Raw genomic sequence first — 15032 nt, 5'->3', positions numbered from 1 at the left:
ATCAAGACGGGAAGCTTCGCATTCATGTCCACACGTCATCAACGTGACGCCGGGTTAGACCCCTGGCCGATTTCTCCAACCGCCCTGCTCTGGCTAGTCGTGGTGTTCGCGCTGGTCTGGTTCGGCGTGCTGAATCTGCGCCATCTGATTTCCAGCGATGAAGGCCGTTACGCCGAAATGGCGCGCGAAATGCTCGCGACGGGCGACTGGGTCACCCCCCGCTACAACGGTTATCTTTACTTCGAGAAGCCGCCGTTCCAGACCTGGATGAACGCGCTTACCTTCATGGTCTTCGGCCTTGGCGACTGGCAGGCGCGTCTGTGGACAGCGCTCACCGGCTTCGGCGGCGTGCTGCTCGTGGGTTACACCGGCCGTCGCGTATTCAATGCCCGTGCCGGGTTCTTCGCCGCCCTCGCGCTGGCGAGCGCCCCGCTGTGGAGCCTGCTCGGCCACTTCAACGTGCTCGACATGGGCCTGTCGTTCATGATGACGCTGGTGCTGTGCTCGCTGCTGCTCGCCCAGCGCCCGGGCCTCACCGACACCCAGACGCGTCATTGGATGTGGTTGTGCTGGGCGGCAATGGGGCTGTCGATTCTGAGCAAGGGCCTGATCGGGGTCGTACTGCCCGGCGCCGTGCTCGTGATCTACACGCTGATTTCGCGTGACTGGGCCTTGTGGAAGCGCCTGCACCTCGTGAGCGGCCTGATCGTGCTGCTCGCCGTTACGGTGCCGTGGTTCGCCGCCGTGATGTCTCGCAACCCGTCGTTCTTCGAGTTCTTCTTCGTCAACGAGCACTTCAACCGCTTTCTGAAGCCGGACCACAATCGCCCCGGCGCGCTGTGGTATTTCGTGCCGGTGCTGATCGTCGGCTTCCTGCCGTGGCTGTCGATGATCCCGCGCGCCTTTGCGGGCTCGCGCGCGGTACCGCGCCAGGCGAACGGATTCCGTCCGGTGCTGATGATCACGGTCTGGGCAGTCTTCATCTTCTGCTTCTTCTCGCTCTCGCACTCGAAGCTGATTTCTTACGTGCTGCCGATCGTGCCGGCCATCGCCTTGCTGTTCGGCCTAGGGCTGGCCGGCATCACGCGCGAATCGCTGCGCAAGCATCTGATCGTATCCGTCTTGCTGTTCCTGGCGACGATCGTCACGGGCCTGGTATTCCTCTCGCATCATGCCGACAGCCGTAACCCGGTCGAGGCGTATCGCGCGTTCACGCATTACCTGTACGCGGCAAGCGTCGTCGGCCTGATCGGTATCGGCATCACCCGCTGGCTGAGCACGCGCAGCACCAAACAGGCGCTGATCGCCTACGCGGGCACGTGGCTGGTCTTCGCGATGATCGGCGGCTCGGGCCACGAAGCCTTCGGACGCGCCAGTTCGGGTGTCGATCTGGTGCCGGCCGTGCGCGCGGAGATGGACCGACTGGGACCGGACACGCCGTTCTACTCGGTCGGCACGCTGGATCACACCATGCCTTACTACCTGCGGCAGCCGATGATCATGGTCGCGGTGCAGGACGAACTGGCGTTCGGTATCTCGCAGGCGCCGGACAGTTGGGTGCCGACACTGGAGAAATTCGTGGATGTCTGGATGGCCGCGCCCAAGGCGCTGGCGCTGGTCGACCCGGAGAAGTTCCCGGTCCTCGAGACGCTCGGTCTGCCGATGAAGGTCATTGCGCGCGACAACCGCCGCATCATCATCGAAAAGCCGGTGAGCACACCGGCGTCGACCGCATCCCCCACGCAACCCTGAACGACAACGCCGGGCTGCCCTGGCGACATCGTCAACATCGCCGGCCGGAGTCCCCTCCGGCCGGCGCCTTATGGGCGCAGCGATTGTGCGCCTGGACAGCACGCCGGGACGGCGCGCGAATGCCGGGAATCAGAAAGCCGTCGTCTTGATCTTCGTCGTGTCGACGCCTCGCGACTCCAATTCGCTGAGCATTTGCTTGGTGTGGTTGTTCGTCGGCGCGTAGTGGCCGCTGAAGTTGTTCATCGTCTCGATAACGCCACCGTGTGCGGTCAGCTCGCCTGCGGCGGCCGCAGGTTCCCCACGAAGAAACGACGTGTGATTATCGGGGAACGGCACATCGCCCCGGTCGGGGCGGTCGGCGAACATCTTGCCGTCTGCGCCCATGACGAATCGCGTTTCTTCCCACTCGCCGGTGGAGAACCGGCGATTATTCTGATACACGAGTCCGTTCTTGACTTGCAGTTCATGCGTTGCTTGCTGCTCCGCACGCACGGGAAACGTCGTCGGGCGGGCGATCGTGAGCGAATGCGGCTGTCGCGGCGCGGCGCCATTGCCGGACTTGGGCGCCGGACGCAAATGGCTCAATTGCGCACTGGTCGAAGCGGCGGCATTGGATGCCGTGGAGGTAGAAGCGGCAGCCTTCGAGTCGGTGCTCGACTCGGGCTTCGAGAATAAAGTCGTTAGCTTGGAAGAGAGTTTCATGATTCGCACCATCGTAATGAGACAGCCGCGAGTGGACGATGAGGTCCCCCTCACAGCGTTATCTGACGGGACGATTCTGCCGACTTTCTTATCGCCGATAGGCCTGAGCGCGCATCTCTGGCGCACGCAGCGAAGCGCGAGCGCACCGACGCTACCGGGTCGCGATCTCCAAAGGCGCTCCCCGGTCAACGCATCCGTCGAATCGCATGCCCTTGCACGTGCTTAGGGTATGCGGTCCGTCATTTTCATGTGCGCTGTATTTGCGCGCCGTTTTTGCACGCGGTAGTTGCGCACTGTAGTTGCGCGCTCTCTAAAACGAAAACACCGGCGAGGGATTTCCCCCGCCGGTGCCGTCACACCTACCCGCCAAGCGCGTCTTCGACGCAGCGGGCGATCAACACCCGCTCACGACTCATGGCGCCGAGCCGGTGCGTTACTTGCCCTTCGTCTTCCTCGCCGAGACCGATACCCCGGCTTCCGCCGTCAGCATCAGGAACGTGAAGGTCTCTTCCAGATACAGGCGCACGCTGGTGGCGTTGTGATCGAGATAGCCGATCGAGACGTCCTGACCGATGTGCATCTCGTAATCGCCGCCGCGCGTCGATACCACCACGCCGCCGTCGAGGGCCGGCGCCCAGATGATCTCGCCGCTCACGATGTGGCTGATGTGTTCCAGAATCGGATAGCCCTGATCGTTCGCTTCGGCAACCGCCGTGTAGGCGTCTGCGCCGAGCAAAACGTTGTACGGGCCGTCAACGCCTTCCAGTCGCAATTGCTGAAGCGCCTTCGCAATGACCGTCGGATATTCGGCGATATCGGCCGGCAGCGGCAGCACGGGATTCGATGACCCCTCGCGTACGCCCGTGATGTGCGCGGCTTTGTAGCCGTCGAAGATCGCACGGTCTTCCGCGTAAGCCAGCTTGATCGCGGCATCCTTGGCGGGTTGCCAGTCGGAATCGTTGGCGCCGCGCTCCACGTCGTCGATCGCCTCGCGCGAAAGTTCGAACGGCACGCGCAGCACGACCAGCGGTTGCACCTGACGTTGGCGCGCGTCCACGCCGGCCAGCGGCGCATCGATGGCTTTCTGATGGCCGGTGCCCACGCCCGCGAGCGCGAGACCGCCCGGGCCCTTCACATCGACCACACGACGGCCGGCCACGGTGCGCTTGAATGTACGGGCCACCTCTTCTTCGATCTGCGCCCACGCGGCGCTCGAAATGGGGGCTAGTTCGCGATGCAGGTTGTTCATGCCTGAGAAACTCCTTTGAGCGATCCGATTTGCAGCGAGCCGTCCGCTACGGCGGGGCTTGCCTGATGAGAATGTGTTGTCGCCGTCGTCGATGCGGCGTCCAGGACTTGGACGCCGGACGGCTGTGCGTCGATCAACGTCTCGATGACGTTGCCGGATTCGGCGCCGGCGGCTGCCGGCACACGTTCGGCCAGCGACTCCAGCAACGGCGCCGAGGGCACGAAAAACAAGCCCCCCGTCACCGCCGTACTGAAGTCCAGCAGACGGTCGTAGTTGCCGGGCGGCTTGCCGACGAACATGTTTTCCAGCATCTGTTCGATCGGCCACGGCGAGCGCGCATAACCGATGAAGTACGTGCCGAACTCGCCCGAGCCGGGGCGACCGAACGGCATGTTGTCACGCAGGATCTTCACTTCCTTGCCGTCCACTTCGAGCGTGGTGAGCGCGCTATGCGAATTGCTCGGCTTGACGTCTTCGTCCAGCTCGACATCCGAGAACTTGGTGCGGCCGATGATGCGCTCCTGCACCTCGACCGGCAAGGCGTTCCAGCCGGTCATGTCATGCAGGTACTTCTGCACCAGCACATAGCTGCCGCCCGCGAATTCGGGATCTTCGTCGCCCATCACCGTGAAGTCGAGCGCCTCCTGACCTTCCGGGTTCTCGGTGCCGTCGACGAAACCGATCATCGCGCGCATGTCGAAATAGCGGAAGCCGTGCACCTCGTCGACGACCGTCACGGCGTCGCCCAGCTTGTTCAGCATGAGGGTGGCGAGGTCGAAACACAGGTCCATCTGCTCGGCGCGGATGTGCAGTAACAGATCGCCGGGGGTGGCCGGCGCGTGGCGCTTGCCGGCGCCGAATTCACGGAACGGATGCAATTGCGCCGGGCGCGGGTCGCCGAACAGGCGGTCCCAGGCGTTGTCGCTGAAGCCGACCACGCAGGACAGATTGCCGCTCGGCACGCGCTTGCCGACCGAGCGGACATACGCGGCGGCGTCGGCGCACCAGCTACGTACGGCCGCATGCGCCGCCGCGTCGTCGCGAATGGTCGCCACAAGGAAGATGGCGCTGCGGGTGACAGTGCCGGACACGGGCTGGGGTTCGGGGGCAGGGTCGGAATTGGATTCGGGACGAGAAATCGGGCGTTCGATCATTGCTTTCCTGCTTGGGACTTGAGTTCTTGCCACCGGCGACGACCGCTGCGCTCGACAGGCAGCACCGCAGACTATCGGACAGTGACTTTTGGTGTGTCAACGTTATAACGCAACACACCGTAATATGCCACTCCCATCGACATCCCGCCCCGCCGATCCTTATGCGACGCGGGTTTGCGGGCGATCACACCGATTCTGTCAATTTCGCCATATTCGCGCCATTTTGGCGTTGGCGGCGCACTCATAACATGGCGGCGTTCCTTCCGGTACCGGTGGCGCGCCCGCGAGCGCACATCGGACGGCCCTTGTCCGTACGCCTGCGACTGCGCCCGAGCGCGTCTGAATCATGTGGATTGTCAACGTTGCGCTCAAACGGCCCTACACGTTCATCGTGATGGCCATTCTGATTCTGCTCGCCACGCCGCTCGCGCTCCTGCGCACGCCCGTGGACGTGCTACCGGAAATCAATATCCCTGTCATCAGCGTCATCTGGACCTATAACGGCCTGTCCGCACAGGACATTGCCGAGCGGATGCTCTCCGGCAACGAACGCGCGTTGACGACGACCGTCAACAATATCGAGCACACCGAATCGCAATCGTTGCCCGGTATCGGCATCATCAAAATCTTTCTGCAACCGACGACCAACATCCAGACCGCCATCGCGCAGGTCGTCGCCGTGGAACAGGCACAGCTCAAGCAGATGCCGCCGGGCGCCACGCCGCCGCTGGTCGTCAGCTATTCGGCCTCGTCGATCCCGGTCATGCAACTGGGGCTGTCGAGCCCGAGTCTGTCGGAGCCGGCGCTCAACGACACGGCGCTCAACTTTCTGCGCCCCCAACTCGTCACGATCCCGGGGGCGGCAGTCCCCTATCCATATGGGGGCAAAACACGCCTCATCTCCGTCGACATCGACACGCGCGCCCTGCTCGCCAAAGGCCTGACGCCGCAGGACGTGGTCGCCGCCGTCAACGCCCAGAACCTGATTTTGCCCACCGGCACGGCCAAGATCGGGCCGCGCGAGTACACCGTCGACATGAACGGCTCGCCGCCGACGGTCGAGGGGCTGAACGACATTCCGGTGCGCACGGTCGCCGGCGCGACGACCTACCTGCGAGAAGTCGCGCATGTGCGCACGGGCTTCTCGCCGCAGACGAACATCGTGCGGCAAAACGGCCAGCGCGGCGTGCTCATGTCGATCATGAAGACGGGCGATGCCTCCACGCTGTCGGTCGTCGACTCGCTCAAGGCCCTGCTGCCCGAAGCCCGGGCGGCGTTGCCCGCCGACCTGCACGTCTCCGCGCTGTTCGACCAGTCGGTGTTCGTGAAAGCCGCCGTGCAGGGCGTGATCCACGAAGCGCTGATCGCCGCCGCGCTCACGGCCGCCATGATCCTGCTGTTCCTCGGTAATTGGCGCAGCACCTGCATCATCGCCATCTCCATTCCGCTCTCGATCCTCTCCTCGCTCCTGGCGCTGCACGCCCTCGGCCAGACGATCAACATCATGACGCTGGGCGGTCTCGCGCTCGCCGTAGGGATTCTGGTCGACGACGCCACCGTAACCATCGAGAACATCGAGCGGCATTTACACATGGGCACGCCGCTGCATCAGGCGATTCTCGACGGCGCGGGTGAAATCGCCATCCCGGCACTGGTCTCCACGTTGTGTATCTGCATCGTGTTCGTGCCGATGTTCTTCCTCACGGGCGTGGCTCGCTATCTGTTCGTGCCGCTGGCCGAAGCGGTGGTGTTCGCCATGCTGGCGTCGTACGTCCTCTCGCGTACCCTGGTGCCCACGCTGGCCATGCTGCTCATGGGCCGCGCGCATCCGGTCGATCCGAACGCCAGACCCGGCATGTTCCGTCGCCTCTACCTGCGCTTCGATGCCGGTTTCGAGCGCATGCGCGCCGCGTACATCGTCTTGCTGTCGACCCTGCTGGTCCGTCGCCGGGTGTTCGCCACGGGCTTCCTCGCATTCTGCGTGCTGTCGATGGGGCTGGTGTTCGCCCTCGGGGCCGACTTCTTCCCGGCGGTCGACGCGGGCAATATCCGTCTGCACATGCGCGCGCCGACCGGCACGCGTATCGAGGAAACGGCGCGTCTGGCGGACGAGGTCGAAAAGGTGGTGCGCGAGGTGGTGCCTGCCAACGAACTCGAAACCATCCTCGACAACCTCGGCCTGCCCTATAGCGGCATCAATCTCGCTTACAGCAACTCGGGCACGATCGGCACGCTCGACGGGGAAATCCAGATCGCGCTCACACCGGACCATCACCCCAGCGCGGGTTACATCGACAAGCTGCGCGCCCTGCTACCGCAGCGCTTCCCCGGTGTGGAGTTCTTCTTTCAGCCGGCAGACATCGTCACGCAGATCCTCAATTTCGGCCTGCCTGCCGCCATCGACATCCAGATCACCGGCAACCAGCAACTGGCGAATTTCGACGTGGCGACAAAGCTGCTCAAGCAGGTGCGCCAGGTGCCGGGGACGGTCGACACGCACATCCAGCAACGCGTGAACGCCCCGACGATCCACCTCGACATGGACCGCACGCGCTTGCAGCAGTTGAATCTGAACGCCAATGCGGTGGCGCAGAACGTGCTGATCTCGCTCTCGGGGAGTTCGCAGACGTCGCCGGGCTTCTGGTTCAACGAACAAAACGGCGTGGAATACAGCGTGTCGGTGCAGTCGCCCCAGTACCGTATCGGTTCGATCGACGATCTGCTGCGTCTGCCGGTCGCGGGTACGGCGAACAACGGCCAGCCGCAGTTGCTCGCCAACTTCGTGAAGGTCGAGCCGACGCAGCGCTTCGCCGTCGTGAGCCACTACAACATTCGCCCGGTGATCGACATCTTCGTGAGCGTGGAAGGCCGGGATCTGGGTAGCGTGGCCGGCGACATCGACAAGCTCGTCGCGCAAGCGCGCAAGGACCTGCCGCGCGGCAGCCAGATCGTGGTGCGCGGTCAGGTCAGCACGATGCAAAGCTCGTATCTGGGGCTGGGTATCGGCGTGGCGATGGCCATCGTGCTCGTCTACCTGCTCATCGTGGTGAATTTCCAGTCGTGGGTGGATCCGCTCATCATCGTGAGCGCCCTGCCCGCCGCACTGGCTGGCATCGTCTGGATGCTGTTCCTGTCCGGCACGCGTCTGTCCGTGCCGGCGCTCACCGGGGCCATCATGACCATGGGGGTCGCGACCGCCAACAGCATTCTCGTGGTGGCCTTCGCGCGACAGCGCATGGCGGCGGGCATGGCGCCGCTCAAGGCGGCGCTCGAAGCCGGGGCGAGCCGGATCCGTCCGGTACTCATGACCGCACTGGCGATGATCATCGGCATGGTGCCGATGGCGCTCGGCCTCGGCGAAGGCGCGGAACAGAACGCACCGCTGGGCCGCGCCGTCATCGGCGGCCTGATGTTCGCCACGGTCTCGACGCTCTTCTTCGTGCCGCTGGTCTTCGCCGGGGTTCATATACGGCTCGCGCGGCGCAAGGCGCGCCGGGACGGCAATACCGGCAACACCAGCAGTCACGCCTCTGGCGACCGTAGCCACCATAGCGACCGTAGCCACCATAGCGCCCCTGGCGACAACGGGTCCGCGCCGACACAAGGCGACGACCACGACAGCGCCCCGCGATAACACGGCCAAACGTGACCGAGGCGCACAAACGGGCGCCTCCCTACCAGATACCAAGATTTGACGGGTTGAACGACATGACCGAGAAACATCACGCCGAACTGGCCATTCCCGAGCACGACCCTGCCGACGGCCGGCAGTTGCCCCCGCGTCGCGGAGAGTTCCGCCGCGCCAGGATCGTGCTGATCGTCGTCGCCGTGCTGCTGGTTGCCGGCGCGGCGCGCACCACCCTCTCCAATGCGCTGCAACGCCGCGAAGTGGCCGGTGTCACGGAGCAAAACGCGAAGCAATATGTGAGTGTCGTGACTCCGCAGGCCAGCGAGGCCAGCGAGACGCTGCTGCCGGCGACCCTGCGCGGCGCGGTGGAGTCGCCCATCTATGCCCGTGCGACAGGTTATCTGCTGCATCGCTATGTCGATATCGGCGCCCGGGTCAAACAAGGCCAGTTGCTCGCCGATCTCGATACCCCGGAAATCGATCAGGAACTCGCCCAGGCCATCGCCCAGCGCAATCAGATCCATGCCAGCCTCGGACTCGCGAAGTCGTCGCTCGAGCGCTGGCAGCAGTTGCGTGAGCGCGACGCCGTGTCGCAGCAGGAACTCGACGAGCGCCAAAGCACCTATTCGCAAGGTGTGGCGAACCTTGCCGCGGCAGACGCCAACGTCAAGCGACTTGCCCAACTGGAGTCCTTCAAACGGATCGTCGCGCCGTTCGACGGCGTGATCACGCAACGCAACGTCGATATCGGCGACCTCATCGCTGCGGGCAGCGGCAACAGTCAGGCGCTGTTCTCGCTGGCGCAGACCGACCCGTTACGCGTGTACGTGCAAGTGCCGCAGGCGTATGCGCAAGGCGTGGCGGTCGGTCAGCCTGTCGTCGTCACGCAGGCCGAACTGCCGGGCCAGCACTTCCAGGGCAAGATCACGCATGTATCGGGCGCCATCGACGTGACGACGCGCTCGCTCCAGATCGAGGCCGCGCTACCGAATCCCGACGGCAAACTGCGGCCCGGCGCATACGTGCAACTGTCCTTGCCGAGCGCCGTGCAGGCACATCTGAGCGTGCCGGCCAACGCCCTGCTGTTCCGCGCCGAGGGGCCGCGTGTGGCGGTCGTCGACGATCAGGGCATCGTGCATCTGCACCGCATCGTGATCGCGCAGGATCTCGGTCAATCGCTGGAACTGGCCGAAGGGGTCTCGCCGACCGATCGCGTGATCGTCAACCCGAGCGACTCCATCGACGACGGCGATCGCGTGCAGGCCAAAGCGCTCGTCGTCAAAGCGGCTCCGGGGGGCAAGCCGGGGGGCGGCGCCGCGAAACCGCAAGGAGCCCAATCGTGAGTGGGACCCTGCGCAGCGCCCGGTTCGGCGCAATGCTGCTCGCCATCTCCGCACTGAGTGCGTTGCTCGGTGCATGCGCCGTCGGACCGGACTACCACCGCCCCGCAGTGTCGACGCCGCCCGACTGGAAAACGCACGGCTACTGGAAGCTCGCGCAGCCTTCGCACGCGGCGTTGCAGCCCGACTGGTGGAAGGCGTTCCAGGAACCGGCGCTCGACGCGCTGGAGTCGCAGGCGCTCGCCCAGAGCCAGACGCTCGCGGCAGCCGTTGCCCACTACGATCAGGCGCAGGCATCGCTCTCCGGCCTCTCGGCGCAACGTCTGCCGGAAGTCGATGCGTCTTTGGGTCTGGCACGACAGCGCATTTCCGCCGATCGGCCCGTGACCAGCTATTCGTCGAAAAGCATGTCGACGGTGCAGAACAATGTGCAACTGGGCCTCGGCGTGAGCTACGACACCGATCTGTTCGGCCGCATCCGCCGTCAGATCGAAGGCGCACAGGCGTCGGCCGAACAGGCTGGCGACGATCTGGCGAACGCGCGTCTGGTGCTTACGACGCAACTGGCCACTGCATACTTCCAGTTGCGCGCGCTCGACGCCGAGATCAAGGTGCTCGATCAGTCCGTCGCATTGCAGCAAAAGGCGCTCGACTATGTGAGCGCACAGCACGATCTGGGCGCGGTCTCGGGACTGGACGTGCTTCAGCAGCAATCGCAGCTCGACACCACGCGTGTGCAGGCGCGGCTGCTGCATCAACAGCGCGATCAGTACGAGCATGCGATCGCCGCGCTCGTCGGGGTTCCCGCGCCGGCGTTCTCCGTGGCGCCGGGGCCGCTGCCCGACACGCTGCCGCCGATTCCGCTCGGCGTGCCGAGCGACATCCTGCAACGACGCCCCGACGTCGCCTCGGCAGAGCGCAGCATGGCCGCTGCAAACGCACAGATCGGCGTAGCGAAGGCGGCCTTTTTCCCGAGCCTGATACTCAATCCGAGCCTCGGCTGGCAAAGCACCGAGTTCGCCAACCTGCTCTCCGCCCCGAGCCTGCTCTGGACGCTGGGCACACTGGCGTCGCAAGCGATCTTTGACGGCGGACGGCGCCAGGCCGCCGTCGACTTCGCCAGCGCCGGTTATCGCGGGGTCGAGGCCAATTACCGCCAGACGGTGCTCACCGCGTTTGAGCAAGTGCAGGACGGCGTGACCGGCCTGTCGGTGCTCGACGCCGCCGCGCGCGAGTCGCACGCTGCCGTGGTCGACGCCGAACGCCTGCTCAGCCTTGCCAACGATCGGTACGCCGGCGGTCTGACGGCGTACCTGAGCGTGATCACGGCGCAGCAGGCGGCACTCGCGAGCGAGCGTCAGGACGTACAGATTCGTGGCCAGCAACTGGTGCTGTCGGTCGCGCTGGTCAAGGCGCTGGGCGGCGGATGGCAACCGTCCGAAACAGCAACCGCCTCATCCACCCAGACGCCCTCTGACTCGTATAATGCGCACAGATGAGGTGACGACATGAAAGTTCTGATCGTTGAGGACGAACAAAAGGTAGTGGACTATTTGCGCTCTGGGCTGACCGAGCAAGGGTGGGTGGTCGACGTGGCGCTCGACGGCGAGGAAGGCACGCATCTGGCGCTGGAGTTCGACTACGACGTGATCGTGCTCGACGTCATGTTGCCCAAGCGCGACGGCTTTGCGGTGCTCGGCGCGTTGCGCGAGCGCAAATCGACCCCGGTCATCATGCTCACGGCGCGCGATCACGTGAACGACCGGGTACGTGGCCTGCGCGAAGGCGCCGACGACTACCTCACGAAACCGTTTTCCTTCATCGAACTGGTCGAGCGCCTGCATGCGCTCGCCCGTCGCACCCGGGTGCAGGAGTCGACGCTGATTTCGGTCGGCGACCTGTTCGTCGACCTGATCGGACGTCGCGCCACACGCGACGGCCACCGGCTCGACCTCACCGCCAAGGAGTTTCAGTTACTGTCGGTGCTTGCGCGCCGCCAGGGCGACATTCTGTCGAAGACGGCCATTACCGAACTGGTCTGGGACGTCAATTTCGATAGCCACACAAACGTCGTCGAGACCGCCATCAAACGCCTGCGCGCCAAGCTCGACGGCCCGTTCACCACCAAACTGCTTCACACCGTGCGCGGCATGGGTTACGTGCTGGAGGTTCGCGACGCGTAGCACACAGGCGCGCACCCGCCAGGCGAACCGATGCCGACCATTGCCGTGAAACACTCGATCTCCCGCCGCCTTGCCGCCATGTTTGCCGTGGTGGCGCTGTCGGTGTTCGCCCTCGTGGGCGCGGCGCTGTATCTGGTGTTGCGGGTGCAACTGGAACGGCACCTGCGGGAGTCGCTCGACGACCGCGCCCAGATCGCACACATCATCGTCTATCACGGCGGCACGCCCGAGAAGTGGCAGATGGTGCGCGAGAAACTGAGCGACATGACGCCGCGCGACGGCACCACGACCTACGCCATCACCAGCGACGACCCGAGATACACATTCGGCACCCCGATCAGCGGCATGTTCGTCAAACGACTATCCAACGGGTACGTGCGTCTGCGCCCCGACAACGGTGGCGACGACATGCTGACCACGCGCGAAATCCTGCCGCCCTACGGCGCACGGCCCGCCGTCGCGCTGCAAGTCGCGGCGAGCTACACCCCGAACGAGCAGACCTTGCAAGCCTTCGGCCTGAGTCTCGCCGCACTGTCGGGCCTGGGCGCACTCGGCGTACTGCTGCTCACCCTTTCCGTCACACGGCTCGGCCTGTCGCCGCTGCGGCGGCTCACGCGCGAAGCGTCCGAAATCCGTCCCGATAATCGGAAGCAGCGCCTCGTGACCCGCTCGCTCCCGGTCGAACTCGACGATCTCGCGCATTCGTTCAACGGTGCGTTAGCGCGACTCGACAGCGCTTACGAGCGCCTGGAATCGTTCAACGCCGATGTCGCGCATGAGCTTCGCACGCCGGTCACCATCCTGATCGGGCAGACAGAGGTCGCGCTCACACGCGAGCGGCCCGTCGAGGAGTTGCGCGGGCTGCTGCAATCGAACCTCGAAGAACTGGGCCGCATGCGCACCATCATCAATGACATGCTGTTCCTGTCGCGGGCCGATCAGGGCGAACGCGCCACGGGGCTCACCGCCGTATCGCTCGGCAGCGAGGCAGCGCATACGCTGGAGTTTCTGGAGATCCCGCTGGAGGAAGCGCAGGTGAGCGCGCGTCTGCACGGCAGCGCGTTCGCGCACGTCAACAAGGCGCTTTTCGGCCGGGCGCTGGCCAATCTGGTGATGAACGCCATCGAGCATTGCGCGCCGGGCGCGAACATCGACGTGCGCATCTCGCCGCGGCCGGACGATGGGCGGCAAGTCCATATCGAAGTCGTCAACCCGGGCGAACCGATCCCGCCGGACGTCCTCAAGCACCTGTTCGACCGCTTCTACCGTGCGGAGGCGTCACGCACGAACAGCCGGGAGAACCACGGGCTGGGACTGGCCATCGTGAAGGCGATTGCCGAAATGCATGGCGGGACGGTCTGGGCACGCAGCGCGAACGGCTTCAATGCGTTCGGCTTCTCCGTGACCGCCACGGCGGGCGGCCAGGACGAGGACGGCGCCTGTGCGCCGTCATCTGCCGCTGCAATGGCGGCAACATCGACCGCATCGGCGACGTCCTCCCCGACGTCGCTGGCCCGTCAAACGCCCTGACGGCCGAGGCTGCCCGTGTGCGCCATGGCATGCGGCGCGAAAACGGTCAGCGTCTCGCCCAGCGCCTCGCGGGCGTATGCGGCAGCCACCGTCATCTGTGCGAGACGCGCGCGCAGCTCCAGATTTTCACGTTCGAGATGCTGCACGCGCCGCATGGCGTCCGCGGCATCGGTCGTGCCGTCGCCCAGCGCATGGTGGCTATCGGGCATGGCGTCGAGCAGCGTCATGGCGCGAGCCAGATTCTGTTCGAGTTGCTGCGCCCAGACGGACCCGCCGGCCCCGGGCAGCGCGCCAAAGGTCGGAATGACGGGCGTTTCGAACATCGCGCGAGTCCGCACGATGGCTTTCTGCACCGTACCGGCGCTCGGGCGACGCGTGACGCCGGCCTGCGCCATGAAACGCAGGTAGGTCTGTGCGCCGTAAATCCGGTGCGCGACTTTCCACGCCTCGGACAGGAAGGCATCGAGGAAGGCCGGATTGTTGTGAGGGTGTACTGCGTCCGCATCGCGTGCGGCACCGAGCAAGGCAGCATAGGTTGCATCGTCGAATTTCAAGGCGGACCGTGCCATGGCGATCTCCGGGTGCTTGCCGTATCAGGGGGCGTCGTGGGTCGATGGGCCGATGGACCGGTGCGCCGCAGCGGCGACACCGGCAACACGACGGAATATGACGGTCATGCCGTCACGACGACAGCGGGCAGCGCGCCGCCGCCGTCGGGCGAAACATCAGGGCTTCGGCGCCGATGCCGGAACCGGCGGCACGCGGGGCTTCGAGCTGCTCTTGACCGACGTATCCGGCGTCACGGCAATCGCGATCGCTTCCGTGTAGTTCACGGTAACGGAGTCGCCGACCTTCACGCCTTCGAGCAGTTTCGGGTCTTCGACATTGACGTCGACGGTGCGCTGCGGGCCTCGCAGCGTCACGATATTCGACTTGCGGTCGATGCGTTGCACCGTGGCCACCACCTTCAGGTTGCGGGCCGCGTCCGCAGCGGGCTTCTGCCCCGGCGCGGCGCGATCTGCGCCTTCGGTCAGGACACGGCTGCGAATGCCGTCTCCCGGCGCCACGGAAATGGCGACGGAGCGCTCATACGCGACGATGATCTTGTCGCCCTTGCGCAGTTGCTCGAAGTTCTTTACATCCGGGCCGACAAGAAACGTCACCGGTTTGCCTTGTTCGTCTGCAACCTTGATGCTGCGATTCTTCGTATCGACGCCGAGCAGCGTCGTGCGATATTCGACAACGCCACCCGCGACGATCGGCGCCGGACGCGCCGCATCCTGTGCATGAACCACCGTTCCCAACGACAGCAAACCAGCCAGCAACATGGCATTCGTGAGCTTCATGGTGAGTCCTTTTGTTATCGATGAATGCGACTCCCGCAGCCGGGATCGCAAATTAGTTAATTATCCAAAGTAAAACATCGGGACTTCCCGACCGCGTAGAAACCCGCACGTTTCAAGCGGATAGTAACAAAATAATTCAAAGCCGCAA

11 protein-coding genes are annotated in these 15032 nt (G+C 64.8%); 6 read left to right on the top strand and 5 right to left on the bottom strand.

From position 1 onward, the window contains the following. The first annotated feature begins 24 nt into the window (after nt 1–24). A complete protein-coding gene (locus tag PAN31108_RS13350) occupies nt 25–1752 on the top strand; it encodes a glycosyltransferase family 39 protein (RefSeq protein WP_150669341.1) in 1728 nt (575 codons plus the stop codon). A gap of 129 nt (nt 1753–1881) precedes the next feature. Here PAN31108_RS13350 and PAN31108_RS13345 read toward each other — a convergent pair whose 3' ends face one another. The 3 genes from PAN31108_RS13345 to PAN31108_RS13335 form a co-directional block, all read right to left on the bottom strand. Then, nucleotides 1882–2454 (bottom strand): IQM protein middle domain-containing protein, encoded by a 573-nt coding sequence (locus tag PAN31108_RS13345; protein ID WP_150669340.1) that lies wholly within the window; start codon nt 2452–2454, stop codon nt 1882–1884. A 433-nt stretch (nt 2455–2887) separates the two neighbouring features. Continuing rightward, nucleotides 2888–3703: a family 1 encapsulin nanocompartment shell protein gene (locus PAN31108_RS13340; RefSeq protein WP_150669339.1), complete on the bottom strand. Its 816-nt coding sequence runs from the start codon at nt 3701–3703 to the stop codon at nt 2888–2890. Continuing rightward, nucleotides 3700–4857, bottom strand: coding sequence for a Dyp-type peroxidase (locus tag PAN31108_RS13335; protein WP_150669338.1), 1158 nt, complete (start codon nt 4855–4857; stop codon nt 3700–3702). Before PAN31108_RS13335 ends, PAN31108_RS13340 begins: the two co-directional genes overlap by 4 nt. 346 nt (nt 4858–5203) lie before the next feature. Here PAN31108_RS13335 and PAN31108_RS13330 point away from each other — a divergent pair, with 346 nt between their 5' ends. The 5 genes from PAN31108_RS13330 to PAN31108_RS13310 all read left to right on the top strand — a co-directional run bounded on the left by PAN31108_RS13330 (nt 5204) and on the right by PAN31108_RS13310 (nt 13538). Continuing rightward, nucleotides 5204–8491 carry an efflux RND transporter permease subunit gene (locus tag PAN31108_RS13330; RefSeq protein ID WP_246183942.1) on the top strand — a complete coding sequence of 1096 codons (3288 nt, stop codon included), beginning with the start codon at nt 5204–5206 and terminating at the stop codon, nt 8489–8491. A gap of 74 nt (nt 8492–8565) precedes the next feature. Beyond that, the gene (locus PAN31108_RS13325; RefSeq protein WP_150669337.1) at nt 8566–9828 is read left to right on the top strand and encodes an efflux RND transporter periplasmic adaptor subunit; all 1263 of its coding nucleotides are present in this window, start codon (nt 8566–8568) and stop codon (nt 9826–9828) included. A gap of 32 nt (nt 9829–9860) precedes the next feature. Beyond that, a complete protein-coding gene (locus PAN31108_RS13320; protein WP_150669401.1) occupies nt 9861–11324 on the top strand; it encodes an efflux transporter outer membrane subunit in 1464 nt (487 codons plus the stop codon). A gap of 9 nt (nt 11325–11333) precedes the next feature. Beyond that, on the top strand, nt 11334–12008 hold the full coding sequence (locus PAN31108_RS13315; protein ID WP_150669336.1) for a heavy metal response regulator transcription factor: 675 nt from the start codon (nt 11334–11336) through the stop codon (nt 12006–12008). A gap of 45 nt (nt 12009–12053) precedes the next feature. Then, the gene (locus PAN31108_RS13310; protein WP_150669400.1) at nt 12054–13538 is read left to right on the top strand and encodes a heavy metal sensor histidine kinase; all 1485 of its coding nucleotides are present in this window, start codon (nt 12054–12056) and stop codon (nt 13536–13538) included. Here the strand turns inward: PAN31108_RS13310 and PAN31108_RS13305 are convergent. Beyond that, nucleotides 13526–14107: a hypothetical protein gene (locus tag PAN31108_RS13305; protein WP_150669335.1), complete on the bottom strand. Its 582-nt coding sequence runs from the start codon at nt 14105–14107 to the stop codon at nt 13526–13528. The two genes, PAN31108_RS13310 and PAN31108_RS13305, sit on opposite strands and share 13 nt — an antisense overlap. A gap of 156 nt (nt 14108–14263) precedes the next feature. Beyond that, the gene (locus tag PAN31108_RS13300; protein ID WP_150669334.1) at nt 14264–14884 is read right to left on the bottom strand and encodes a hypothetical protein; all 621 of its coding nucleotides are present in this window, start codon (nt 14882–14884) and stop codon (nt 14264–14266) included. Between the last annotated feature and the right edge of the window lie 148 nt (nt 14885–15032).

It is taken from the genome of Pandoraea anhela (genome assembly GCF_902459655.1).
GTDB lineage: Bacteria > Pseudomonadota > Gammaproteobacteria > Burkholderiales > Burkholderiaceae > Pandoraea > Pandoraea anhela.
The sequence above is the reverse complement of the archived record's forward strand: the minus strand, read 5'-3'. Positions and strand labels throughout refer to the sequence as shown.